Annotated in this window: 19 protein-coding genes and 5 tRNA genes; 15 read left to right on the top strand and 9 right to left on the bottom strand. The window is 40.4% G+C overall.

The window, feature by feature from the left end:
- Nucleotides 1-51: 51 nt before the first annotated feature.
- The 5 genes from AC25JC_RS05605 to lldP form a co-directional block, all read right to left on the bottom strand.
- Entirely contained in the window at nt 52-2,088 is a 2,037-nt protein-coding gene (locus tag AC25JC_RS05605) for a 2,4-dienoyl-CoA reductase FMN-binding domain-containing protein (protein ID WP_486923624.1), read from the bottom strand.
- Between the two features lie 181 nt (nt 2,089-2,269).
- Nucleotides 2,270-3,961, bottom strand: coding sequence for a D-lactate dehydrogenase (gene dld / locus AC25JC_RS05600; RefSeq protein WP_486923636.1), 1,692 nt, complete (start codon nt 3,959-3,961; stop codon nt 2,270-2,272).
- 320 nt (nt 3,962-4,281) lie between these two features.
- Nucleotides 4,282-5,436 (bottom strand): FMN-dependent L-lactate dehydrogenase LldD, encoded by a 1,155-nt coding sequence (gene lldD, locus AC25JC_RS05595; RefSeq protein WP_078192909.1) that lies wholly within the window; start codon nt 5,434-5,436, stop codon nt 4,282-4,284.
- A gap of 2 nt (nt 5,437-5,438) precedes the next feature.
- Complete coding sequence (lldR, locus tag AC25JC_RS05590; protein ID WP_486923623.1) at nt 5,439-6,182, bottom strand: transcriptional regulator LldR; 744 nt, start codon at nt 6,180-6,182, stop codon at nt 5,439-5,441.
- 32 nt (nt 6,183-6,214) lie between these two features.
- A complete protein-coding gene (gene lldP, locus AC25JC_RS05585) occupies nt 6,215-7,882 on the bottom strand; it encodes an L-lactate permease (protein WP_171319310.1) in 1,668 nt (555 codons plus the stop codon).
- A 618-nt stretch (nt 7,883-8,500) separates the two neighbouring features.
- Here lldP and argG point away from each other — a divergent pair.
- On the top strand, nt 8,501-9,844 hold the full coding sequence (gene argG, locus AC25JC_RS05580) for an argininosuccinate synthase (protein ID WP_078192912.1): 1,344 nt from the start codon (nt 8,501-8,503) through the stop codon (nt 9,842-9,844).
- A gap of 82 nt (nt 9,845-9,926) precedes the next feature.
- Here argG and AC25JC_RS05575 read toward each other — a convergent pair whose 3' ends face one another.
- Entirely contained in the window at nt 9,927-11,183 is a 1,257-nt protein-coding gene (locus AC25JC_RS05575) for a GGDEF domain-containing protein (protein WP_180085828.1), read from the bottom strand.
- A 151-nt stretch (nt 11,184-11,334) separates the two neighbouring features.
- Here AC25JC_RS05575 and pyrC point away from each other — a divergent pair, with 151 nt between their 5' ends.
- From pyrC to AC25JC_RS05535, 8 genes are all read left to right on the top strand, one after another.
- Nucleotides 11,335-12,369 carry a dihydroorotase gene (gene pyrC, locus AC25JC_RS05570; protein ID WP_078192914.1) on the top strand — a complete coding sequence of 345 codons (1,035 nt, stop codon included), beginning with the start codon at nt 11,335-11,337 and terminating at the stop codon, nt 12,367-12,369.
- Complete coding sequence (gene rnt / locus AC25JC_RS05565; protein ID WP_486923622.1) at nt 12,354-13,013, top strand: ribonuclease T; 660 nt, start codon at nt 12,354-12,356, stop codon at nt 13,011-13,013. The genes pyrC and rnt overlap by 16 nt, the downstream gene beginning before the upstream one ends.
- Before the next feature lie 20 nt (nt 13,014-13,033).
- Nucleotides 13,034-13,109: transfer RNA gene (locus AC25JC_RS05560), tRNA-Glu, on the top strand.
- Nucleotides 13,110-13,315: 206 nt separating this feature from the next.
- Nucleotides 13,316-15,853 carry a TonB-dependent receptor plug domain-containing protein gene (locus AC25JC_RS05555; protein WP_486923621.1) on the top strand — a complete coding sequence of 846 codons (2,538 nt, stop codon included), beginning with the start codon at nt 13,316-13,318 and terminating at the stop codon, nt 15,851-15,853.
- A gap of 59 nt (nt 15,854-15,912) precedes the next feature.
- Nucleotides 15,913-16,749 carry a hypothetical protein gene (locus AC25JC_RS05550; protein WP_486923620.1) on the top strand — a complete coding sequence of 279 codons (837 nt, stop codon included), beginning with the start codon at nt 15,913-15,915 and terminating at the stop codon, nt 16,747-16,749.
- 29 nt (nt 16,750-16,778) lie between these two features.
- Nucleotides 16,779-17,513: a hypothetical protein gene (locus AC25JC_RS05545; protein WP_486923619.1), complete on the top strand. Its 735-nt coding sequence runs from the start codon at nt 16,779-16,781 to the stop codon at nt 17,511-17,513.
- Between the two features lie 65 nt (nt 17,514-17,578).
- Nucleotides 17,579-17,731, top strand: a complete 153-nt coding sequence (locus AC25JC_RS05540; protein WP_168379378.1) for a hypothetical protein — start codon at nt 17,579-17,581, stop codon at nt 17,729-17,731.
- Between the two features lie 128 nt (nt 17,732-17,859).
- Complete coding sequence (locus AC25JC_RS05535) at nt 17,860-19,287, top strand: amino acid permease (RefSeq protein WP_078192919.1); 1,428 nt, start codon at nt 17,860-17,862, stop codon at nt 19,285-19,287.
- Nucleotides 19,288-19,443: 156 nt separating this feature from the next.
- Here AC25JC_RS05535 and AC25JC_RS05530 read toward each other — a convergent pair whose 3' ends face one another.
- Complete coding sequence (locus AC25JC_RS05530) at nt 19,444-20,136, bottom strand: hypothetical protein (protein WP_111885774.1); 693 nt, start codon at nt 20,134-20,136, stop codon at nt 19,444-19,446.
- Nucleotides 20,137-20,242: 106 nt separating this feature from the next.
- On the opposite strand from AC25JC_RS05530, the gene AC25JC_RS05525 reads away from it, so the two are divergent.
- The 6 genes from AC25JC_RS05525 (at nt 20,243) to AC25JC_RS05500 (ending at nt 23,317) form a co-directional block, all read left to right on the top strand.
- Nucleotides 20,243-20,318: transfer RNA gene (locus AC25JC_RS05525), tRNA-Glu, on the top strand.
- 123 nt (nt 20,319-20,441) lie between these two features.
- Complete coding sequence (locus AC25JC_RS05520) at nt 20,442-21,860, top strand: amino acid permease (protein WP_180094773.1); 1,419 nt, start codon at nt 20,442-20,444, stop codon at nt 21,858-21,860.
- Nucleotides 21,861-21,969: 109 nt separating this feature from the next.
- The gene (locus tag AC25JC_RS05515; RefSeq protein WP_486923618.1) at nt 21,970-22,875 is read left to right on the top strand and encodes an alpha/beta fold hydrolase; all 906 of its coding nucleotides are present in this window, start codon (nt 21,970-21,972) and stop codon (nt 22,873-22,875) included.
- A gap of 132 nt (nt 22,876-23,007) precedes the next feature.
- Nucleotides 23,008-23,083: transfer RNA gene (locus tag AC25JC_RS05510), tRNA-Glu, on the top strand.
- A 24-nt stretch (nt 23,084-23,107) separates the two neighbouring features.
- Nucleotides 23,108-23,183 (top strand) — tRNA-Glu (locus AC25JC_RS05505).
- A 58-nt stretch (nt 23,184-23,241) separates the two neighbouring features.
- Nucleotides 23,242-23,317: transfer RNA gene (locus AC25JC_RS05500), tRNA-Glu, on the top strand.
- Nucleotides 23,318-23,383: 66 nt separating this feature from the next.
- Here the strand turns inward: AC25JC_RS05500 and AC25JC_RS05495 are convergent.
- Nucleotides 23,384-23,983 carry a YiiX family permuted papain-like enzyme gene (locus tag AC25JC_RS05495; protein WP_180117493.1) on the bottom strand — a complete coding sequence of 200 codons (600 nt, stop codon included), beginning with the start codon at nt 23,981-23,983 and terminating at the stop codon, nt 23,384-23,386.
- 88 nt (nt 23,984-24,071) lie between these two features.
- Nucleotides 24,072-25,316 (bottom strand): NADH:flavin oxidoreductase/NADH oxidase family protein, encoded by a 1,245-nt coding sequence (locus tag AC25JC_RS05490; protein ID WP_486923617.1) that lies wholly within the window; start codon nt 25,314-25,316, stop codon nt 24,072-24,074.
- Between the last annotated feature and the right edge of the window lie 15 nt (nt 25,317-25,331).

The raw sequence follows: 25,331 nt of genomic DNA, 5'->3' as shown, positions 1-25,331 counted from the left end.
AAGTAAAAATTACAACTAAACCATTCAAATGAATATTGTTTCGCCAAATCCTTAAAGTTTAGCCGCAAGCTCCGCACCTTCACGTATTGCGCGTTTCGCATCTAACTCTGCTGCTAGTTTTGCACCACCAATAATATGGTAATTGGCAAGGGTTTTCTCACCCTGTTCTGGCATCAAATGCTTCACCGATTCCTGACCTGCACAAACGACGATTGTATCTACACGTAATAATTGATCATGCCCTGCATGTTCAACCCATAGACCTTCATCAGTAATGGCTTTGTATTGAACACCACGCAGCATACGAACCGCATTTTTCTTTAATTGTGCACGATGTACCCAGCCTGATGTTTTACCTAACCCAGCACCAGTTGCAGTTGTTTTACGTTGTAATAAGTAGATTTCACGAACAGGAGGTTCGAGCTCAGCAGCCTGCATACCACCTTCTGTTATGTAGTTTGGATTTGGATCAACACCCCACTCCCGCTGCCAATCCGCTAAAGGCATTGGTTGTGGCTGATGTGGTGGTTTGAGTAAAAATTCAGATACATCAAAGCCAATGCCGCCTGCACCAATCACAGCAACTTTATTGCCCACAGCTGCGCCTTTCAGCACTTCTGCATAAGACAAGACATTCGGTGCATCACTACCTTCAATTTTTAAGCTACGTGGAACCACACCTGTTGCAATAACAACTTCCTCAAACCCTTCACGTTCAAGCTGTTCACGGTTTACACGCGTATTTAAACGCAAATCTACACCCGTTTTTTCGATTTGAACTTTAAAGTAGCGAATCGTTTCATGAAATTCTTCTTTGCCAGGAATGACTTTTGCCAAATTAAATTGACCACCCACCTCTGCACCAGCTTCAAATAATGTCACCGCATGGCCTCGGCTTGCCGCAACCGTAGCTGCAGACATGCCTGCCACGCCACCACCGACGACTGCAATACGCTTCGGTTTTTTGGTCTTTAAATAAACTAATTCAGTTTCATATGCCGCTCGTGGGTTGACCAAACACGTCGCACGCTGATTTTTAAAAGTATGATCTAAACAGGCTTGGTTACAGGCAATACAGGTATTGATTTCATCGACACGGTTGGTCGCCGTTTTATTTACCCAAAATGGATCTGCCAAGAATGGACGCGCCATTTGCACCATATCTGCCTTGCCTGAAGCTAAAATTTCTTCAGCTGTATCTGGCATATTGATACGGTTGGACGCAATGACAGGGATCGCAACATGTTTTTTGACTTCAGCGGTATAGTCCACAAACGCTGCGCGAGGCACTGAGGTCACAATTGTCGGAATACGTGCTTCATGCCAACCAATCCCCGTGTTCAATAACGTCACACCTGCTGCTTCCAATGCTTTAGCAACAGTAATGACTTCTGCCATGGTGTTCCCATCATGAACCAAATCGAGCAATGACAAACGGAAGCAGATAATAAATTTCTCACCCACTTCAGCACGTATTGATTTCACAATATCAACCGCAAGGCGCATACGATTTTCAATTTCACCGCCCCAACGGTCTGTCCGTTGGTTGACATGACGACTTAAAAACTGATTCAGCAAGTAGCCTTCTGAACCCATGATTTCAACACCATCATAGCCGGCCTTATGTGCAAGGCTTGCCGTTTTGACATAATCATCAATGGTTGAAAGAATTTGTTTGTCCGTTAATTGACGTGGTTTAAAAGGTGAAATCGGAGATTTAATCGGACTTGCTGACACTGCAAAAGGCTGATAGCCATAACGCCCAGCATGCAAGATTTGCATTAAAATTTTGGCACCATGTTTATGTACTGCATGGGTCACCAAGCGATGTGGAGCAATATCACCTAAAGTATTCATGGTACCGCCAGCAGGTAACAGCCAACCTTGGCGGTTTGGAGAAATACCGCCTGTAATAATCAGGCCGACACCACCTTTAGCACGCTCACCAAAATAAGCTGCCAATTTAGGATAGTTATAAAAACGATCTTCCAGCCCACTATGCATGGACCCCATCACGACACGGTTTTTAATCGTGGTAAAACCCAAATGTAAAGGCTTTAAAATATTTGCATAGCTAGTCGTTGTCATGCTGAATCCTTATTTTGGCTTTGCAACTTGTTGCATAACACTTTAGCGGTTTTTTTATATTTTGGGATGACAATTTAGAAAATATTCTTCGCTTTTATGGTCAATACCGTGTGACGCATAAATTATTCACTCATAAAAAAGCCGTGATATATCACATCACGGCGTGTTGTTTTATAAAGCATTATTGCCAATGTTTCAGCTTACTGGTTTGTCCAATCCCGACATTAAAGCTATTGGTTGGATCCAGTTTTTGATAATGATTTTTTAATGCAGGCTTAGCAACATATAAATGCCCAACATTGTGTTCTGCAGGATATTCAGCACCACGATCATCGAGTAAATGCCACATTGCATGTTCCATTGCCAAAGGGTCTACACCTTTTTTCACAATATAATCTTGATGAAAAACATGACAAAGAAAATGTCCATAATAGAGTTTATGGATAATTTGCTCATCCATGGCTTTCGGCAAAGTTTCTACCCATTCACGATCATTGCGACGTAATGCAATATCCAGTGCAACAATGTCTTCCACTTCTGAACGATGCGTATCACGATATCGAATGGCAGCACCTGCCACAGCAAAACGATGTAAAAATGCCTTACGACCTTCTTCATCCGTACATTTAAAATAATTGCCTGAGGTTTTATCTAAAAAATACGTTTTCAAATACGCATCAACTTGATCAACATCCTGATTTTCAATACGAATCATCAAATGATGTTCATATAAATCACGAAACTCATTCATACGTTTTGGCAGATGATTCGGCATAAATTTAGTGACGAGTTGTAAAACTTTATCCGACAAACCTCGCAAGCCCAGTTTTTCTAAATAGCCATCGACTTTATCTTTCATAGCATATGCAGCAGGAACTTTTGCAGTGCCAAATTTTTCAATAAATACAAAAGAATCTTTTCCATATTCAGCCCCAATATCGTATGCCACGCGATGAATGTACTCACCCGCAATCGGGAGGCGTGCAAGATCTTTTAATAGAAAACGACGAATTTCTGTTAAGTCATCTTGCGAATTGGTTCCCACATAAAACACCTGACTAGGAATTTTTTCAAAGGTATCTAAGCGTACTGCAAAGACGCAGACCTTACCTGCTGAACCTGATGCTTCAAATAGTCGACTCGGATCTGCATTAAAACGTGCAGGTGTATTTTCATCGACTTGTTTAACATCATGTGAGTAGCGTTGATCTGATGCACAGCAACTTGAATTATTCACAATGTCATTGATTTGATAATTTTTATTTTCCAGCGCTGTGAGGATTTCTTCAGGCGTATTGCCAAGATGGACACCTAGATGATTGACCAACTCTAACTCACCTGACTCATTCACTTGTGCATACAGTGCAAGCTCTGTATAGGCAGGACCGCGGCGTACCAAAGCACCCCCTGAGTTATTGCATACGCCGCCCAAAACCGATGCCCCAATACACGAAGAACCAATCACCGAATGAGGTTCACGATTATATGGCAGCAAATCTTTTTCAAGTTTGTCTAATGTCGCACCCGGTAGACAAATCACTTGCTTGCCTTCATTAATCACTTGGATGCCAACCAAACGACGTGTACTTATCAGCACCACAGGACGGTCATAGTCATCACCAAACGGCGTTGAACCACCTGTCAGACCTGTATTGGCGGCTTGCATAATCACAATACAATTTGCATCCACAGCCGCTTGCAGCACTTGCCATTGCTCAAGCAAAGAGCCCGGTGTAACTACAGCCAATACTTTTCCTGCACCGTAACGGCGACCTTGGCGGTATAAACGTGTGTCTTTATCTTCAGTTAAAACGTGTTGCTTACCGACGATGTTGATGAGGTTTTGAATGGTTTGTAATGATTGAGTTTGCATGCTCGTAGAATTTTCCATTTTCATTATTTTCTCTCCTCGCTAAAGAGGAATTGCATTGTTATGCAATAAAAAAATATTGATTTAAATAATTTAAACAACGTAGGTTTATTTGCACATATCAAAAGTTTTTAGTCATTGTTATTAAAATCTATAATGAATATCCCTTCTCCCTTTGGGATGAGTAGCAATGCTACACAAGAGGGTTAGGAGAATTAATCAATAAATACCTCTCCCTAACCCTCGCCTACAAGGAGAGGGAACTTTCATTTTTTAATTTTTTTTGATAACGAATAACTTTCCCAAGAGACCTATTCAACAAATCACCCAGCCAACTCTTTCTCTAACTTCACCAAACAATCAGATGTAATATCCGCAATGGTTTTTGCACCTGTTAACGTCATCGCAACACGCATTTCTTTATCAATCAGTTCTAAAAGATTGGAAACACCTTCACCACCTGCTGCACCGAGCGCATAAACAAAGGCACGACCGAGCATACAGGTATCTGCACCCAAAGCCAGCATACGCACCACATCTAAACCATTTCGAATACCAGAGTCCGCAAGGATTTTAATATCGCCTTTTACTGCATCTGCAATTGGCGGTAATGCACGCGCTGATGATAAAACCCCATCGAGCTGACGGCCACCATGGTTTGACACCACAATGCCATCTGCACCAAAACGCACTGCATCTTTGGCATCTTCAGGGTCAAGTATGCCTTTAATGACCATCGGGCCATCCCAAAATTCACGAATCCACTCAAGGTCTTTCCATGAAATTGATGGGTCAAAGTTATTGCCCAACCAGCCGATATAATCTTCCAAACCTGTTGGTTTACCCAAGTATTTAGAAATATTCCCCAAGTCATGCGGACGACCTAACAACCCCACATTCCACGCCCAGTGTGGGTGGAAACACGACTGCATATAACGACGCATGGCTGCATTTGGACCACTCATCCCCGAGTGCGCATCACGGTAACGCGCGCCCGGAACAGGCATATCCACGGTAAACACCAGAGTTGAACAGCCAGCTGCTTTGGCACGTTCTAAAGCATTTTTCATAAAGCCACGGTCACGTAGCACATATAACTGAAACCACATGGGACGCTGAATCGCTGGCGCCACCTCTTCAATTGGACATACAGAAACTGTAGACAGCGTAAACGGAATGCCCTTTTTATCTGCAGCCACGGCTGCTTGAACTTCGCCGCGGCGTGCATACATCCCTGTTAAACCCACAGGTGATAGAGCCACAGGCATCGATAAGGTTTCATTAAACAGTTGGGTTTCTAGACTCAGCTGTGACATGTCATTCAGCACACGTTGACGCAACGCTATTTTTGATAAATCTTCTACATTACGCTTTAAGGTATATTCGGCATACGCCCCGCCATCGATGTAATGAAATAAAAATGGCGGTAAACGACGACGTGCCGCTTCACGGTAGTCATTGGCAGAAGAAATAATCATGCTTATATCCTGTTTAATCGACTGGCACGCTGACGTCGAGCTTCTTCTTCATCAATCATACGCACCTGTTGTACTACAAACTCAATGTGTCCACAGACTGCTTTACGTGCAGCTTCAGGATCACGACGTTCAATTGCATTCATGACTTGAAAATGCTGATCATGCAATTGATCAAATCGGTGTGCTTCGCTATAAACTTTTCGACGACCTAAAACGACATTAAATTGCAACATATCAAATAGACCACGCATCATCTGAATCAACACTAAATTGTGTGAAGCTTCAGCAATTGCTAAATGAAATTTGGCATCTGCACGCGCTGCTTCATCGTCATTGCCTAAGGCCTGAAAATGATTGATCTGATCATAATAATGTCGGATATGTGCCAAGTCCTCTGCTGTAGCACGTTGTGCCGCATACCATGCAGTACCACCTTCCAAAATAATGCGCGCCTCTTGCACATCAAAACGGTAGGCAGGGTCTTCACTAATCAAACTACTGATAGGCTGCACAATTTGATAACTCGACCAAGTCGCTGGTAATTGCTTTAAAAAAGTCCCCGCACCGACTTTACTGACCAACACGCCCATGCTGGTCAATTGAGAAATCGCTTCGCGTAAAGAAGTGCGTGAGACGCCAAGTTGTTCACACAGTTTCCGTTCAGCAGGCAGACGATCTCCAACTTGCATATTGCTTTCTTCAATCAATACACGAAGACTTTGAACAGTTTTATCAGAGACTTTCATCTGCTTTCCTTAACGTTGTTACACAATGCGTGTTATGGAATCATCCAAGGGAACACATAAGCTTGTAGGGTGATTAAAATCCCCATCATGATTGTGAACGTTATACTGTGTTTTACGGTAAAACGGAATAAATCCGACTCTTTACCTACCAATCCAACTGCCGCACATGCAATTGCAATTGACTGCGGAGAAATCATTTTTCCAGTCACACCACCACTGGTATTGGCAGCAACGAGTAATACTTCTGGCACACCAATTTGCTGTGCAGTAGTTGCCTGTAATGCAGCAAATAGTGCATTGGCTGACGTATCTGAACCCGTAAGGAAGACACCAAGCCATCCTAAAAATGGCGAGAAAAAGGTAAAGGCTTGGCCTGTATGCGCAAGTGCCAATGCCAATGTTGCCGACATCCCTGAATAGTTGGCGATAAATGCAAAAGCCAAGACCATTCCAATCGAATAAATTGGAATTTTTAATTCATTAATAGTTTCACCAAAGGTCACAATTGCTTCTTTAGGCTTCATTTTTAAGAAAATAATGGTAATGATCGCAGCAATGACAATTGCCGTACCTGTTGCCGAAAACCAATCAAATTTATAGATGGCATCGTAGTCCTTCATTTCAGGTACGACTGGCGGCATCTTTTGAACCAATTGATGTAAAAATGGCACTTTGATCGAAATAACCAAATCATGTAAGGCACCGTCTTTAGTAAATAAATCCTTAAACGGTTTAATACTCCAGATCGTAACCATCACCGTTAAGATCGCAAATGGCGACCACGCTTTTGCAATTTGACCCAAGCTATATTTTTGCTGTTTTTGCGCAGCAACATCTTCACTCATCGTCGCATCTTGATCTGCAAAGCGGAAAATATGTTTAGGCTGCCAATATTTAAATAAAATCGTTAATGACACTAAAGAGGCAATCGCCGCGGTAATATCTGGTAATTCAGGACCGACAAAGTTCGAGGTTAGGTACTGTGCAATCGCAAAGCTACTCGCGCCAACCACAACTGCAGGCCAAGTTTCCTTCACACCGCGCCAGCCATCCATAATCGCCATAATCCAAAACAGTACAATCGGCACCATAAATGGCAGCTGTCGACCAACCATCTGACTGATTTCCATCGTATCAACACCAGACACTTGCCCAGCAACGATAATTGGAATACCCATCGCACCGAAAGCCACTGGCGCAGTATTGACGATCAGACAAAGACCTGCCGCATATAAAGGCTTAAAGCCTAAACCTACCAATAGTGCTGCGGTAATCGCCACAGGGGCACCAAATCCCGCCGCACCTTCTAGGAAAGTACCGAAAGCAAAGCCGACTAACAGCATCTGTAAACGTTGATCTTCAGTAATCGAAAGAATCGAAGAACGGATGATGTCAAACTGCCCTGTTTTGACAGAGATTTTATACAGGAACACCGCACCAATAATGATCCATGCAATCGGCCATAAACCATAGAAGAAACCGTAGACCATCGAAGCCAATGCCATAAGCGCAGGCATGTCATAGGCAAATAAAGACACCAAAAGTGCCAGTACAACGGTGATCGTACCTGCCACACTGCCTTTTAAACGAAATACAGCAAGCGCCAAGAAAAAAAAGATAATCGGAATGAGCGCAATTAAACTTGATATCCATATATTCCCCATTGGGTCATATATTTGCTGCCATTGAAGCATTGTCATCTCCTTGAAATGCTTACTAAGATTTAATTATTGAGCAATATCAGCATGTGGTCTTTTCTCATTGGTATGACCAATAAAAGAATCAAAGACATAAAAACTCATACAATTGCTGAAATACTCCGCAATTTTTAATTATTTCAACTCAATCATTCAAGCTTTTCTTGTTTTTGGTATGACCAATATAAAATACAAAAACATTATTTGTCCGTTTAAAAACATCCATATCAACTTTTAAATAATTGTTTTGTAATTATTATTTATGAATAGATTTTATAAAATATACTTTAGTCTAATAACCAAGCTTTGTTTGACTTCAGTCTCATTTCAGCGAAAAGAATAAAAACCAAATCAACCCAATATTGGTATGACCATTTATTTAAATCAAATAGATTTCTTTATATGTGCATCCTATTTCTTTCAGAAAATGCATTTTCCGCCTGCAAAAACTAGATGAAGTATTCAACAATAGATTTCAACGATCATTTTTTTCCACCTCATCGCTTGTATCTCATGATTTTTTAGAAAAACCGTGCAGAAAAGTGCTACAATCGCGCACATATATGTATTCTTTCAGGCCACCCATTCTCGGTGCCTATATTTATATCGTTAGGATTAACAATGACTGATAATGCAACTATCTTGCAGAATGTCCCAGTTGGCAAAAAAGTTGGTATTGCCTTCTCTGGTGGTCTAGATACTTCAGCTGCGCTTTTGTGGATGAAACAAAAAGGTGCGGAACCTTATGCTTACACAGCAAACTTAGGTCAACCTGATGAAGACGACTACGATGCGATTCCAAAAAAAGCGGAAGCGTATGGCGCAGTTAAAGCTCGCTTAGTTGATTGTCGTTTACAACTTGCTTTAGAAGGTATTGCGGCTATTCAATGTGGCGCTTTCCACATTTCAACTGGTGGTATGCCTTATTTCAACACGACTCCTCTTGGTCGTGCAGTTACAGGTACGATGCTTGTAACCGCAATGAAAGAAGATGACGTAAACATCTGGGGTGACGGTTCGACTTATAAAGGTAACGACATTGAACGTTTCTACCGTTATGGTCTATTGACTAACCCAGCACTTAAAATTTACAAACCGTGGTTAGACCAAACCTTTATTGACGAATTAGGTGGCCGTGCAGAAATGTCACAGTTCCTGATCGACAATGGTTTTGACTACAAAATGTCAAAAGAGAAAGCGTACTCAACTGACTCAAACATGTTAGGTGCGACTCACGAAGCAAAAGATCTTGAATACCTTAATGCGGGTATCAAAATCGTAGACCCAATCATGGGCGTTGCGTTCTGGAAAGATGACGTAGAAGTAAAAGCTGAAGAAGTTTCTGTAACTTTCGAAGAAGGCTTCCCTGTTGCATTAAATGGCAAACGCATCGAAAACCCAGTTGAGTTCATTCTTGAGGCTAACCGTATCGGTGGTCGTCATGGTCTAGGTATGTCTGACCAAATCGAAAACCGTATCATTGAAGCAAAATCTCGTGGTATCTACGAAGCTCCGGGTATGGCACTTCTTCATATCGCTTATGAACGTTTAGTGACTGGTATTCATAACGAAGACACCATCGAACAATACCGTATTAACGGTCTGCGTTTAGGTCGTCTTCTTTACCAAGGTCGTTGGTTCGATTCTCAATCATTAATGCTTCGTGAAACTGCGCAGCGTTGGGTTGCTAAAGCAATCACTGGTACTGTGACTTTAGAACTTCGTCGTGGTAATGACTACACTATTCTAAACACTGAATCTCCTAACCTCACTTATGAAGCTGAGCGTTTAACTATGGAGAAAGGTGACTCTATGTTTAGTCCTGCTGACCGTATCGGTCAATTGACTATGCGTAACTTGGATATCACAGATACTCGCGCTAAATTAGGTATCTACACAAACTCTGGCTTACTTGCAGTAGGTACAGGTTCTGCAGTGCCTCAATTAAAAGACAAAAACAAATAAGATTTGTTGAGTCATAAAAAACCGCGCATTTTGCGCGGTTTTTTATTGCCGATTTCAGAGAAGTTCTCAATTTTATTAAACATTAAGCCACATGTGCTGAACGAATCGATTGATAGTAAATTTGATTCCGTCCGAGCTGTTTTGCACGATATAAAGCCTGATCAGCGATCGTTAATAGCTCTTCCTTGGTCAGCATCTCCGCACGATATACGGTTATTCCCAAACTGATGGTGACATGATTGGATACCAAAGATTTTGCGTGTGGAATCTCTAAACGATCAATTGCTTTATAAATATTCGAGGCAACCGCATAAGCGCCATGTGCATCGGTTTCAGGTAGTAAAACCACAAACTCTTCTCCGCCATATCGTGCCACAAAATCCATATGTCGAATGGCATTTTTAATGGTTTTGGCAATGGTTGAAATTACATCATCGCCTTTTTGATGACCGTAGAAATCGTTATAGTTTTTAAAATGATCCACATCGATAAATAGCACAGCAAGCGAGGTGTTATTACGTCGAGATTGCTCATAAAAGGTATCAAGCATTTCATCAAAAGTACGTCGGTTTGAAATCTTGGTTAATTCATCATGCTGACTTAAATGTAAAAGCTCTGTGGTATGAATACGATGGATTTTTTCACTAATATCCGCGCGCAGCATATTCAAAAATATCATCCGTTCACGCGCACAGAGCATCTTACTGATTGCAAAACCCAATACACAGCTTCCAATCAGTACACGCCCCAACACCATCACATCAAATTTCACTTCTAATGAAAAAAGCATCAACATGGTGACCACAGCAGCCAACAATCCAGACATCAACATTTGGACCGGTTTTACCCCCGTCAAAATATAGCTCAAGATGTAAATCATACAAAGGATCATCATGGCCTGATGTTTAAGTGCTTCGGTATACACGGTCATGGTGAGCCAAGACATTGAAATAACAGCCCAAAACACTACAAACATACTGGCATGTGAAAAATAAGGCTTCAGACGGTCATAACGGGCAAAGGTATATAAAGCCAAAAGACACAGCGCACCATTGAGCTGACCGACCAAACAACGAATAAAATCATGCACAAAATGCTGTTGATTAATTATCCAGTAATCTCCGGGAATGATCAGCATCGTGAGCACAAAGTAGATCAACACTCCCATCCAAAAAAAATGACGTATGTTGGTTTGCGCACGATCGAGGCTTAAAGTCCAAAATTGAGTTTCCAGTTTTTTAGGAAACATTTCCCCTACACGACGGGTTTGCCGTGTAATCAGTTCCTCTATTTTTTCTTTATCGTATTGCAACTTTGCAAGGTTATACTTGTATTCCATTTCCAAGCATTTATCTAATTCTTTTAGTCATTTAAAAATACCACAGTTTTATTCTATATTTATATCTGTTCAGTCATTTGTACAGAAATCTCGTTACCATTTTCACATTATTTGCATTATCATTTGTTTTATTTCCTAGCTTGGAATCGCTGTGAACACGATTACTCTTCTTCAGCCAGATGATTGGCATGCACATTTACGTGACGGTCTAGCCCTAAAGCGTACAGTTCCTGATTTAGCACAACAATTCTCTCGCGCGATTTGTATGCCAAATACCGTACCACCGGTAAAAACCGTTGAAGAAGCAAATGCATACCGTGAACGTATCATGGCAAATGTTCCTGAAGGCGTTCACTTTGACCCGCGCATGGTGCTCTATTTCACAGACAACACCCCAGCGAGTGAAGTTAAAAAAATTAAAGAATCTGAGCATGTTAATGCCATCAAGCTCTATCCAGCAGGTGCAACCACGAACTCAGACAGTGGTGTCAGCGACATTAGTAAAGTCTATGGTGTGATTGAGCAACTCGAAGAGCACCAAGTGCCATTACTCTTACATGGTGAAGTGACCCACAACCATGTCGATATTTTTGACCGTGAAAAACGTTTCCTTGATGAAGTACTTTCTCCACTGTTAAAACAGTTCCCTAAATTAAAATTGGTGCTAGAACACATCACCACCAGTGAAGCTGCGCATTTTGTATTAGAACAAGACCGTAATGTGGCTGCGACAATCACACCGCAACATTTATTGTTTAACCGTAATGATATGTTGGTGGGTGGTATTAAACCGCATTTCTATTGCTTACCGATTTTAAAACGTCAAACCCATCAGCAAACTTTGCTCGAAGTCGCGACCAGTGCGAACCCTAAATTTTTCTTAGGTACAGACAGTGCGCCGCACTCAAAAAATGCTAAAGAAAATGCATGTGGCTGTGCAGGATGTTATAGTGCACCAACAGCAATTGAGCTATACGCTCAAGCATTTGATCAAGTCGGTAAAATCGACCGTTTAGAAGGTTTTGCAAGCCACTTTGGTGCAGACTTCTACGGACTCCCTCGAAATACCAATACCATTACCTTGGTAAAAGAAGATCAAGTGATCCCTGAAAGTTTAGACTATTTGGATGGCGAAAAAATTATTCCGTTGTATGCGGGTAAGACCATCCAATGGAGAAAAGTGTGACAGATGAAACTCGACCAGTCATTGGTCAACGTTTCCGTGGATTCTTACCTGTTGTAGTCGATGTCGAAACAGCAGGTTTTAATTCACAGACCGATGCCTTACTGGAAATTGCAGCGATTCCTATTGTGTATGATACAGAAGGTAATTTTGTACCGGGTGAAGCCCACCATGCACATATCAATCCATTTGAAGGTGCCAACCTTGACCGTCGTTCACTGGATTTTATTGGTGTAGATCCATTTAATCCGATGCGTATGGCCATGGCTGAAGATGAAAAATCAGCATTAAAGCGTATCTTCAAAGCAGTAAATGAAGTACGTCGCCAACAGAACTGCACACACGCGGTTTTAGTGGGTCACAATGCACATTTTGATTTAGGGTTTGTACAGGCAGCTATTGCACGTACAGGAACAAAAAATCAAAATCCTTTCCATAGTTTTTCCGTATTCGATACAGTGACTTTGAGCGCTGTAATGTTTGGACAAACTGTGCTGGCAAAATCATGTATTCAAGCTGGTATTGAGTTTGATGGTAAAGAAGCACACTCTGCACTTTATGATACTCAGAAGACCGCTGAACTGTTCTGTTATATTTTGAACAAACTCGGCCCTCACCTACTTGACACTATGATGGCGGATCAATAAGATACCGCCATCTTCTAAACGTCCCTATCGTCTAGAGGCCTAGGACATCGCCCTTTCACGGCGGTAACCGGGGTTCGAATCCCCGTAGGGACGCCAATACTTCTTATCAAGCTTTTTCTTTTTTCTAATATTCATAACGAATGAATATTCTTAAATCATCACTATTTCTATCTTAATTCTCATTGACTGAATTTCTGTGTATTAAAAAAACATTTATTGCAAATAATTCTCATTTCTATTGATTATTCTTGTAAGGTTAATGATAATCGCTATCGTTTTTATCTGCATAATTGTTGACAGCCATGCGCTTTGCCTATTCTCCCCTTAATATCGCAATTTTGACTGCTTTAGCATCTCAAACGTATGCAAATGAAAGCCAGATCTCCGAAGAAATCAAAACCAATACGGTGTCGATGACACCTATTGAGGTTGAAGTCAAAGCCAAGCAAGAAGTAGGTAAAACCGTCTACACCAAAGAAGATTTAGAAAAAACGCCGAATAGCTCAAAAAATATCACAGACTTTTTAAAAGTTAATCCAAATGTGCAGTTTAGCCGTGAACAACGTTCTGCAGATTCACAGGCTGAGCTACGACCATCCGAGATTTCTATTAATGGCGCGCAAACTTACCGAAATAAATTTGTAATTAACGGCGTCAATACCACCAATAACCTTGACCCTCTGGCAAGTGGCGACTCCTATTCAGGCAAGCTAGATGGTGGCTCACAAGGGATGGCCCTAAATACCGATTTAATTTGTAAATTAGAATTGATCGATAGTAATGTTTCTGCAGCATACGGCGAATTTACAGGTGGTGTAGTTAATGCTGAAACTTGTGCCCCAAATACTGAAATTGGCAAAATCCACGGCTCCCTTACTTACGACTACACGGAAAGTGATTGGTCACGTTATCATTTTACCGATGAAGAAGAAGCTGCAGAGTTTGAAGATCCAACATCATCAAATAATAAAGAATATAAAAAACACGGCCTAAGCCTGAATCTATACAGCAAACTCTCTGAACAATGGGGCATCAATAGTTATGCCTCTAAACGTGAATCCATCGTTCCAGTAATGAGTGGTTTAGAAGATCGCAGTAAAGTCAAAAGCGAGCGTAATAATATCAACTTAGGGACTACCCTTTTTTATACACCTTCGGACACAACCAAAGCGAAGTTTGGCTTTGATTTAGGGGATTTGGACAGTCTAAATTTCGTTGATAAGCGAATAAATTCAAAAAGTATTAGCAATACAGAAACGCTGACATTTTTTGGTGAATTAGAAAGTAAACTCAATAATTCAACATTAAAACAAAATATTAGCTATCAAACGCTAAGCCAAGCACGTGAAAATGATTCAACTACCGGCATTCTTTGGAAGCAAACACCAACTAAAAACTGGAGTTCCAATCCTGGTGAAGGTGCCACAAGTAGTGATATTGAATTACACCAAGATACATTTTCGTATAGTCTAAAAAATGCGTTTGATACCATTCAGATTGGCAACAGCATGCAACAATTAAGCTTTGGTATGGGCTATGACTATTCTAAAGTTGCATGGGAACGGCCTAACGATGCCTATACGTATAATCAGCCTAAGACTTTTACATCTAGTTCAGGCATTAGCTGTACGGCAGGTGATATTCTTTGTGATGAAGCAACGGATGAAAATAACTATCAAGGCCAATATCAAACAAATGGCAAGTATTATCAAAAAGGTAAAGTTAATATTGACCAACAACGTGTGCATACCTTCATTGAAAACACATCGACTTGGGATAATTTTTCAGCGCGTATAGGTTTACGTGCAGATTATGACAGCTTGTCGAAAAATTTAAATATTGCACCTCGTACTGCCTTTAACTATAAGCCGCTAAAAAATGATCTTTTGTCCTTCACTACGGGATGGAATCGATATTATGCAAACTATACCTTAGCCACTGAACTGCAAGATCAACTTGCATTTTTGGAATACAATTTAAAACGCACAAAAAATCAAACTGAAGACTATTGGACTCAAACTGGGTTATCAGATTTAATATTAGCTAATTCCAATATTCAACGTGCCAATTTAAAGACCCCTTATGCTGACGAAATTGTGTTTGCCATTAATAGCCAAGTTAAAAACTGGAACCTTGGTCTGAAATGGGTGAATCGCGATAGCAAAGATGAAATCACAAAAAATCGTTTTATTGATCCAACCACCAGCAATACCATCGATCATTTTGAATATAGTAATAGTGGTAAGGCAAAAGCTGACATTTACACACTCACACTCAGAAATACGCTGCCAGTCGTATATAAAAACTCTCTGCACGGGTTTAACTTTGGCTTTGATTACACTGAATCAGAAAAAAATTATTTAGACTATTCTGAGTCATATAACGTTAACAGTAATACGGCTGCTGAAGATCGCGATATTATCTTTAACGGCAGCCTCATCCAATTTAATGAACGTCCTGTTGAAAATTTCAATCAGCCTTGGACTGCTCGTTTTGGTTGGGACATTGAGTTTTCAAATTTACCATTAAAGATTAATAACTTCTTAAGCTACAAATCTGAATATAAAGATACGTATAAACTAAAAAACAAAGTTGAACATGATGGTGTCCTGTTGGAAGCCTATGCTACAGATACGATTAGACCTCGATTTAGTTGGGATATGCGTACCACTTATGATTTCAATTTCGCTAAAGATTACAAAGCAATATTCGGTTTAACCATTAACAATATTACCAATCGACATAATATCTATACCACCCCAGGTATTAGTGAGTCGACCAACAGACTTAGATCTGAAATTGGGCGACAGTTCATTGCCGATGTCACATTTAAATTTTAAACTTCCCCTATCAAGAGCGCCTAAAAATGCTCTTGATTCATTTTCAAATAGAATAAAACATGAAAAAAATAATCTTACTCTTTGGCCTGTGCATAGTGTGTCTCGGTATCTTCATCTACATTTTTAGACCCGAAGCCAGCCTACCGACAAATCCTTCAAATACTGTTGAGCATGATGCCAATCAGACAAATCAAACAGCATTGAATGATGACCAAGAATCTTTTATTTCCAAAACCAACGATCGTGACACTCAAATACAAGCGAAAAAACCCAAAAAATTGAGCGAAGAAGCAATACAGTATTATCGAACAGCAACCAAATACGGTTGGGAGTCAATCGTTCGTGATTTTGAAAATGGAACCATTCTAAAAAGTAAAATGCCTAAAGGGGAAAAAGAAAAACTTTGCGAAATTGCACTGAGTCTAAGTACTGTCGATCAAACCAAACGCTTATTTAAAGCAAATTGCAAACCACTCAATGGCCGTTCATCCTCTATGATTATTAATGGCGCATTAACCAATGCAGAAGGCAAAATAGATCAAAACGAAATCATTGAAAAATTAAAATTCTACAAATCGGAAAATGTTTTACAAACTCACGTTACGTATAAATTTGGCCCGTATGAAGAAAAAAGCTCTTTGCAATCTAACGCAATTGGTTGGGGACTAGAAGACGTTTCTGATTATTTGCTGAGTATTGGTGTCGATTACACGGGCGTGGATGGTAATTTAATTTTAGACAATATCAAAGGCCGTAACCCTTCTGTGAGTTTGGTTCAAAAACTACTGAATGCAGGAATCGAGCCCAATAGTAGCGTCTATAAACAAATAGAACAGAATGACTTTTCCACCATACATCCTGACGTTTACAATTTATTAAAAACACATAAACCATGAAAAACATCGTTATTACCAGCTGCCTGCTAATGAGTATGCATTGCTTTGCAAATGCTCCAGTGCCACAAAATCACGCTACCAATGCACCATCAGTGAAAAACATTCACGACTTTAAAAAGATCAAAGGGATGACAAATGATGCATCTCGTTATTATAAATTTATAAACATATATGGTTGGTCAGCCATAGTGCAGGAATTTGAAAATAAAAATATTCAAAGCAGTAAAATGAAAAATAAAGAAGTTAAAAAAATGTGTGACACAGCGCATCTTATACTTCCACTTCAAGATATCAAGCGACTGATTGCTGCTAATTGCAAACCCAGCTCAAACGATGTCACTTTTAATACCATCAATAGGACTTTAAAAAATGGCAATGGTTCTATTAATGAACAAGAAATTATTGCCAAGTTAGAATTTTATAATGCATTAGGATTATTAAAAACACATCAAACATACGGCCGTGGCTATCGTGCAGAAACATATAATTTACTCTACAAAGCTGCCGGTTTTGGTTTGCCTGATGTTTTTGATTATCTCCTGAATATCGGACTCACAGTAAAATATACCGATGGTAACTTAGTGAATACACATTTTGATGGTCGCTCCCCTCAACTCGCTTTAACCCAAAAAATTTTAAAACTGGGTGTCGAGCCAAATGCCTCAACCATTACGATCATGCAACAACGGAACTTTAAACAACAGTACCCTGACATCTACCAAGTCATCCTGTCCAATCTAGAACAGAAAAACCGTAAACTTTAATTAATTACAGCCTGACTGGTTTTGTTTATACTTCAGCTTGATCTATTTTGATGTAAGAATACCCTATGTTTAAAAAGTTGCTCTTGGTTTTAGCCATCTTATTTCCATCTGCACTCTATCTGTATATTGTGAGCCGCGATGACAACAAAGCCCCTGTAGCTGAACAAACTCAAGTACCTGCAACTTCTGAAGCTGAGTATCAAACTCCTGACCATTAATCCAATGGTCAGTGCTAAAGATTTAAATTTTAGATCAGTATTATTACATTATAAGAAAAATTCGATTTATCAATCATTTCACTGCATTCAATCATAAAATATACCTTTCATTCAATTTTCTTTTCACTATGCAATCTCCCTCTGAACCTTCGCAACACTCGTCTGCTGAAGGTAAAAGTCCATCGCTTAAACGTGCGATGACGACTCGACACCTTGTGATGCTCTCACTTGGTGGTGCAATTGGTACTGGTTTGTTTATGGGTTCAGGTGAAGTTATTTCACAAGCTGGGCCTTTGGGCGCTGTACTTGCCTACATTATTGGCGGTCTAATCGCCTACATGGTTATGCTCTGTTTGGGTGAGCTTGCCGTACATTTACCTGTTTCTGGCTCTTTTGGTGCTTTTGCGACAAATTATATTGGCCCGGGTACCGGTTATATGGTGTCTTGGATGTACTGGTTGGGCTGGTCTGCCACCTTAGGTACAGAATTTACTGCGGCGGCTATTTTGATGCAGGAATGGTTTCCACAAACCTCTATTTGGTTATGGACACTGATCTTTGCAGCTGGCGTACTGATCTCTAATCTAAGTTCTACACGTGCGTTTGCAGAGTCAGAATTTTGGTTATCAATGGTGAAAGTTGCAACAGTATTGATTTTCATCATCCTTGGTTTTGCCTGCATCTTTGGTTTCGTGCCTTTCCAAGGCTATGAATCAGCTCCAATGTTCCACAATCTGACTGAACATGGTTGGCTGCCAAATGGTTTGTTCCCTCTGTTTGCCACGCTATTGATCGTGAACTTTGCCTTTAATGGTACGGAGATGATAGGTATCGCTGCAGGTGAAACTGAAAACCCTGAAAAGAATGTGCCTAAAGCCATTCATGCTGCGGTATGGCGCTTAATCATTTTCTTTGTCGGCACTATTATCGTTATCAGTTCACTGTTGACCTATACCGATGCAGGTTTAAATGTCGGCGGACATGGCGGCTTAAGTAGTAGCCCATTCGTTTCCGTATTTAACCTGATGGGCATTCCCTATGCAGAAGACTTAATTCGTTTCGTCATTATTACGGCTTTACTGTCTACAGCTAACTCTGGTTTATATGCTGCATCACGTATGATGTGGGCGCTGTCCGCACAAAAACAATTACCACGTGCTTTCGGCAAATTAAGCAAAACTGGTGTGCCTTATATTGCTGTATTGGTCACTATGATCGGTGGTTTACCGGGTCTATTGTCAGAACAATTTGGGGCAGATGTCATCTTCAAGAACTTGATGGGGGTTGCTGCCTTCACCATGGTGATCGTGTGGATGAGTATTTGCTGGAGTCAATTTAACTTCCGTCGCCAATGGCTGAAACAAGGTCATAGCGTTTCAGAGCTTAAATTCCGTACACCATGGTTCCCTCTGGTTCCAATTCTTGGCTTTGTCTGCTGTACCGCAACAGGTTTAAGTATGGCTGCAGATCCTGAAATGCTTTCAGGCTTTATTGGCTGTCTGATCTTTATGGCAGCATGTTATGCAGGTTATTATTGGTTATATCACGATAAATAAAATAGTTAAGGTGGCTCATTAGCCACCTTTTTTTATGAAACTATTTCTCTTCCCTATGAGAGAAAAATTAGGGTTTCCATATAAATTCAAAAATGATTTGTGGGAGCAGTTTAATCCACAAAAACCACTGTACAAATTATAATTTAAAGAAATAGTTCAACTGCTTTTCGTCAATGAGTTTTTATCCTCGCTCAACACCAAGATATAATCCCATACTTTCAACTCCAATGCGTCCTTTTCGGATTTTGCCCCCTTAGAAACATTAGCTAAAAGACACGCAGCTACTATTGCTAGAAATATTTGGATAGATACTCTCAAACTTGTATTAGATATTAATTCAACAAAAGTAAAGTTAAAAACTATTAATGAAAGTGGCAAAAGCACCCGACTTGAATTCATCTGTTTTTTAAATTCAGGAAAATCACGATTAATAACCAATAAATCTTGTTTGTCTTTACTCCACAACATTGGCTCAAAACATACATCCAATTTTTTTTCTAATCTTTCAAGTTCTACATCATCACTAGACAACTGATATCTTCGAACCTTTAAGATTAAATATAATTTAAAAAAGCTCTGGATATCTAAAAAATAATGAGAATCATCTAAAGATTTGAGGTGATTATACGTAATTCTACTTTCCCCATCTAAATCCCTAAATAAAAGTTCATCAATAATTCTTTCAAACTCTGATTTACTGATATACGAAGAAAAATTATTTGGATAAACGTCAAACCAATGCAAATAATTCAATAAAACTATATAGAATCTTTGATGGACTTTGCCCACATTAAATTGATTGATTTCAAATAAAATTCCAGAAATAAACTCATTAAAATTATTTTTCATTAAAAAAATTCTGTTTTTGTTTCATTTATATACATTTAGAATATAACAATGAAACTCTATTTTGACAAATATAGATGGGCTATGTACTATACACCCACCTCAAAACGTCCCTATCGTCTAGAGGCCTAGGACATCGCCCTTTCACGGCGGTAACCGGGGTTCGAATCCCCGTAGGGACGCCAATTTTTCTGTCAGCTCTGACAAACTTAAAGTTTATTTATCTATAATTTATATTAATTGATTGCATCATCATTGCATTCTTCTCTACAATTACTCGCTTCATTATTTGATTCTCCTTTTTCTCTATGCAGTCATCACATTCTCCGAATGATGCTTCGCATCAGGGCAATTCTGCGCCGTTAAAACGCGCTATGAGTACTCGACATCTGGTGATGATTTCGCTTGGCGGCGCAATCGGTACTGGTTTATTTCTTGGTTCGGGTGAAGTCATTGCACAAACGGGGCCTGTAGGTGCCATTATTTCGTATTTTTTAGGCGGTATTATCGCCTATATGGTGATGCTTTGCTTAGGCGAGCTCGCTGTACATATGCCTGAATCTGGTTCATTTGGCGCTTATGCTAAACGCTATATCGGACCGGGTACGGGTTATACCATCACTTGGCTGTATTGGCTGACTTGGTCCGTAACGCTAGGAACTGAATTTACTGCTGCTGCACTTTTAATGCAGGAATGGTTCCCAGACAGTTCTATGTGGATGTGGACCTTAATCTTTGGTGCTTTTGTATTCTGCTTGAATATGATTTCAACTAAATGGTTTGCTGAATCTGAATTTTGGCTAGCCTTAGTCAAGGTGATTACCGTTGTAGCCTTTATTATTTTAGGTCTATTGGCCATTTTTGGTATTTTAGGCTATCGAGGCTATGAAGCTGCACCGCTGTTTAGCAACCTCACTGCACAAGGCTGGTTCCCTGAAGGCTTGTTCCCAATCTTCGCTACAATGTTGATTGTGAACTTTGCATTCTCTGGTACTGAGCTGATTGGTGTTGCTGCGGGTGAAACCAAAGATCCAGCGAAAAATGTACCTAAAGCCATTAACACGGCGATTTTCCGCTTATTGATTTTCTTTGTAGGTACCATTGTTGTTATTACTGCATTATTACCACACCAAGAAGCCGGCTTATCTGCCGAAGGTGTAAGTAGTTCACCTTTCGTAACGGTATTCCAGCACATTGGTATTCCTTATGCAGAAGACATTATCCGCTTTGTGATTATCACAGCCCTACTTTCTGCTGCAAACTCAGGTTTATTTGCTGCATCTCGAATGATGTGGTCATTATCCTATAGTAAGCAATTACCTGCGGTGTTCTCTAAAGTGAACTCGCGCGGTATTCCTTATGTTGCAGTAATTGTGACCATGATCGGTGGTATGCCAGGCTTACTTTCTGAGCAATTTGCACCAGAAACCATCTTCAAAAACTTGTTAGGTGTTGCTGCATTTACCATGGTGGTAGTGTGGATGAGTATTTGTTTAAGCCAATTCAACTTCCGTCGTCAGTGGTATAAAGAAGGCAAAACTGCAAAAGATTTAGCTTTTGCTGCACCATTCTTTCCAATCGTGCCGATACTCGGTTTTGTATTCTGTCTGATTACCTGTATTAGTATGGTATTTGACCCAGAAATGTTAACTGGCTTTATCTGCTGTATGATCTTCATTGTGGCGTGCTATATCAGCTACTACACCTTGTATCACAACAAAGATTGATCTGCGTTGTCATACCAAACACCATAAAAGAGTAACTTCGGTTGCTCTTTTTTTATGGCTATATTTTAATAAAAGTAGAATAAAAACTGGTCCGTCGATGAGGTGCAATATGCAGATCATCTTTATCCATGGCATGAATCAACAGCAACAAACTGCACGTTCGCTCGAACAGCATTGGCTTGCACTGTTGTCTCAAGGCTTAAAGCAAAGCCATCAAGAGACTTTTTTATCGTATATACAGCACCATATGCGCATGCCTTTTTATGGGGACTTACTCACGCGTTATCATTTGCAGAATATGCTTCAAGCCAGCACCTTGACGCCTCAAACGTGGCCACATTTTCCGTTTATCCATCGTACTGAACTCCCAGAAAAATCACCAAAAGTACTTGAGCATCACGCTGTACAAAATAATCTATCTGACATCACCCTCAATGATGCTATTGGATTGAGCCAGTCATTCAAATCGATCACCGCACTCGGCAAAGATCTTGCCCTACGCGATTTTGCAGTTTTAATGAATTATTTCCCAAAATTACATGCCACACTTTTGCATAAATTTTTGGTCGAAACTTATCTCTATTTATCCAATCCACACTTTATTCAGGCAGTTCACACTCGTCTGCATGAGCAATTACATCAAACGAAACCCACCCTGTTGATTGCACATTCATTAGGTAGCGTGATTGCGTATCATTTTTTACTGTTACATCCTGAACTCAACATAAAGCGCTTTATCACCTTGGGCTCACCTTTGGCTTTTCGTGTCATCCAAGCCCACTTACCTCAGCCTTTACAGCGACCTGATGCAATTTCAGGCGATTGGTTAAACTTTTATTCACATGATGATTTTCTCAGCGCTTTTCCACTGAGTCAGGCACCATTTGATTTTCAACCCGCCATTATCAACCAGCAAATTCAGACATCGATTGAACACCCACACGATATTGCTGGATATTTAACGCATCCAGAAGTTATTGCTACAATCTTACAAGTGTTGAAAAAACCGACATAAATAATGTATTTTTCAAACATTTTTAGCAAATTGTTTTAATTTTATGCACTCAACAACAAAAACTGAATTTATTTATAGAAAAGCGTTTGACACCCCCCGATTTTCACCCTAATATACGCCCACCTCTGAAACGTCCCTATCGTCTAGAGGCCTAGGACATCGCCCTTTCACGGCGGTAACCGGGGTTCGAATCCCCGTAGGGACGCCAATTTTCAGAAGTACATTTTATTAAGTCCCTATCGTCTAGAGGCCTAGGACATCGCCCTTTCACGGCGGTAACCGGGGTTCGAATCCCCGTAGGGACGCCATTATTTAGTCTAAAAACTTAGACTAAAATAAACGGTTTTAAAATTTGCTTTCTGTACTGTCCCTATCGTCTAGAGGCCTAGGACATCGCCCTTTCACGGCGGTAACCGGGGTTCGAATCCCCGTAGGGACGCCATATTTGAGTTGCTTTTAACCACTCATTAAAAAGCTCAAGCATTGCGACTTGGGCTTTTTTATTGCCTTAATTTCTAAATATTTCTTTTAATAGTTTTGAATCATAAATGGCCTTAGGGGCAATCACCTGCTCATTCAGCGGAATATTTTGACCATAGCGCTGCCGCATTAGGCGCTGCACTTCATTTTGTTTTAAATCAAATTGTTTCAGTTGTTGTAATGGAGAAAGTTCGATTCCTAAAGCATGCTGATAAGCTTTCCAAACAATTTCAGAACAGTAAATTGCACGGTCATCCCATTCAAAATATATATCATAGGGTTTGCCCAAATACTTTTCTGCATGTTGTACCAGCTTCGTTTTCTGCGGCACATTTAAGGGTTGTTTGAGCCTTTTCACCACATAGTGAGCATTCTCCCCACGCGCGATCCATTGATTTAAAGTGGTGTATTGCACAGGTTGAATGGCTTCAAGCACCCACGTTTGGTTATTTTTATTTACGATCATGCCCATGTGACTATAGGGCGAATGTGTGGCCTTTTGAATGCTTAAACTTTGTTGTGACTTTGAGATATGAAAAATGATATCCCCCGTCTGAAATACAGACTGGGCATAGAGGGCTGAACTGAGCCCAGAAAGAATAACTATTAATATTAAAATTTTAGACATTTTTATTGTAAGCAATATTGATATGAATGAAGGCAACCATAACATGAATATATGTCGATTGCCCTGATTCTAAAAATTCAATGATTGATTAAGCTGACTTACGTGAATTGACTTGCCCTTTAATGACCGCGGTTAAATTGCCTTTGAGATATTTAAAAAACACTTTTAACGGTGAAAGTTTAGGATTTGGCTGTTTTCCTTCACCAATCGATTTAAACTGAGCGGCGTACCAAATAATTTCCATAATCGCCATTTTATCAATCATCGGTATGCCAGTTTTAATTTTGTCCACACCGTAACGAACATCCTGCCCCGCCAATAAACGATCAGCCAAATCGACTTCTACAGCGAAAGGACGTGCAATACCAATAAAATCACAAGCTCCACTGTCTAGTGCAGCATTCATGCCTTGCACGGTTCTAAACCCACCGGTAACCATTAACGCGCATTTCACTTCTTTACGGATATTGTCCGCAAAATCGAGGAAATACGCTTCACGAGCAATGGTACTGGCTTTACGTTTTTCTTCTTTAGCACCCGCCATCGCTGGCGCTTCATAGGAACCGCCCGAGATTTCAATCATATCAATCCCTGCGGAATCGATTGCTTTAAAGACCTCAATCACATCCGTTTCGCTAATCCCGCCGCGTTGGAAATCAGCAGAATTCAGTTTGACCGAAATGATGAAATCATCTGTCGTCGCGGCACGAACTGCCTTATAGATTTCAAGCAAAAAGCGCATGCGATTTTCATTTGAACCGCCCCACTGATCTTGACGTTTATTGGTCAGTGGCGACAAGAACTGACTAATTAAATAACCATGCGCACCATGCAATTGCACGCCTTCGAAGCCTGCCTTTTCACAAATGTGTGCGGCACGTGCAAAACGCTGAATGATATCTAAAATTTCATCTTCACGAAGTTCGCGCGGTGTTCCAAAAGTTGTAGCTAACATCGGACTAAATGGTACAGCGGACGGCGCAACCGTTTCCCTATTTAAACCTTTAGGACATTGACGACCCGGATGTGAAAGTTGAACCAATTGCACCATGCCATGTTTTTTCCCTAGCTCAGCCCACTGTATCAACTGTGCTAAATCTCGCTCAGTTTCAGCGACAACAACCCCCGGCTCATTTTTAGCACGGAAATCCACCATGACATTACCGGTAATGGCACAGCCTAAACCACCCTTCGCCCAAGCTTCATATAATCCAAAATGTAAGTGATTGGGTTGGCCTGCGGTATTGGCCAATGCTTCACTCATTGCACCTTTGATGATGCGATTTTTAAACGTGGTATTACGAATTTTAAAGCTTTCAGCTAAATGGCTCATGGCATTGTCCAAAAT

It is taken from the genome of Acinetobacter sp. P37 (assembly GCF_057480965.1).
The sequence above is the reverse complement of the archived record's forward strand: the minus strand, read 5'-3'. Positions and strand labels throughout refer to the sequence as shown.

Excerpts from the sequence above, each read along its gene's own strand:
- AC25JC_RS05515 (WP_486923618.1), top strand. The coding sequence starts at position 21,970 with ATGCAGATCATCTTTATCCATGGCATGAATCAACAGCAACAAACTGCA.
- AC25JC_RS05555 (WP_486923621.1), top strand. The coding sequence starts at position 13,316 with ATGCGCTTTGCCTATTCTCCCCTTAATATCGCAATTTTGACTGCTTTA.
- AC25JC_RS05550 (WP_486923620.1), top strand. The coding sequence starts at position 15,913 with ATGAAAAAAATAATCTTACTCTTTGGCCTGTGCATAGTGTGTCTCGGT.
- AC25JC_RS05530 (WP_111885774.1), bottom strand. The coding sequence starts at position 20,136 with ATGAAAAATAATTTTAATGAGTTTATTTCTGGAATTTTATTTGAAATC.
- lldP (WP_171319310.1), bottom strand. The coding sequence starts at position 7,882 with ATGACAATGCTTCAATGGCAGCAAATATATGACCCAATGGGGAATATA.
- argG (WP_078192912.1), top strand. The coding sequence starts at position 8,501 with ATGACTGATAATGCAACTATCTTGCAGAATGTCCCAGTTGGCAAAAAA.
- AC25JC_RS05540 (WP_168379378.1), top strand. The coding sequence starts at position 17,579 with ATGTTTAAAAAGTTGCTCTTGGTTTTAGCCATCTTATTTCCATCTGCA.
- AC25JC_RS05605 (WP_486923624.1), bottom strand. The coding sequence starts at position 2,088 with ATGACAACGACTAGCTATGCAAATATTTTAAAGCCTTTACATTTGGGT.
- rnt (WP_486923622.1), top strand. The coding sequence starts at position 12,354 with ATGGAGAAAAGTGTGACAGATGAAACTCGACCAGTCATTGGTCAACGT.
- AC25JC_RS05575 (WP_180085828.1), bottom strand. The coding sequence starts at position 11,183 with ATGGAATACAAGTATAACCTTGCAAAGTTGCAATACGATAAAGAAAAA.
- AC25JC_RS05495 (WP_180117493.1), bottom strand. The coding sequence starts at position 23,983 with ATGTCTAAAATTTTAATATTAATAGTTATTCTTTCTGGGCTCAGTTCA.
- lldR (WP_486923623.1), bottom strand. The coding sequence starts at position 6,182 with ATGAAAGTCTCTGATAAAACTGTTCAAAGTCTTCGTGTATTGATTGAA.
- lldD (WP_078192909.1), bottom strand. The coding sequence starts at position 5,436 with ATGATTATTTCTTCTGCCAATGACTACCGTGAAGCGGCACGTCGTCGT.
- AC25JC_RS05520 (WP_180094773.1), top strand. The coding sequence starts at position 20,442 with ATGCAGTCATCACATTCTCCGAATGATGCTTCGCATCAGGGCAATTCT.
- dld (WP_486923636.1), bottom strand. The coding sequence starts at position 3,961 with ATGCAAACTCAATCATTACAAACCATTCAAAACCTCATCAACATCGTC.
- AC25JC_RS05490 (WP_486923617.1), bottom strand. The coding sequence starts at position 25,316 with ATGAGCCATTTAGCTGAAAGCTTTAAAATTCGTAATACCACGTTTAAA.
- AC25JC_RS05535 (WP_078192919.1), top strand. The coding sequence starts at position 17,860 with ATGCAATCTCCCTCTGAACCTTCGCAACACTCGTCTGCTGAAGGTAAA.
- AC25JC_RS05545 (WP_486923619.1), top strand. The coding sequence starts at position 16,779 with ATGAGTATGCATTGCTTTGCAAATGCTCCAGTGCCACAAAATCACGCT.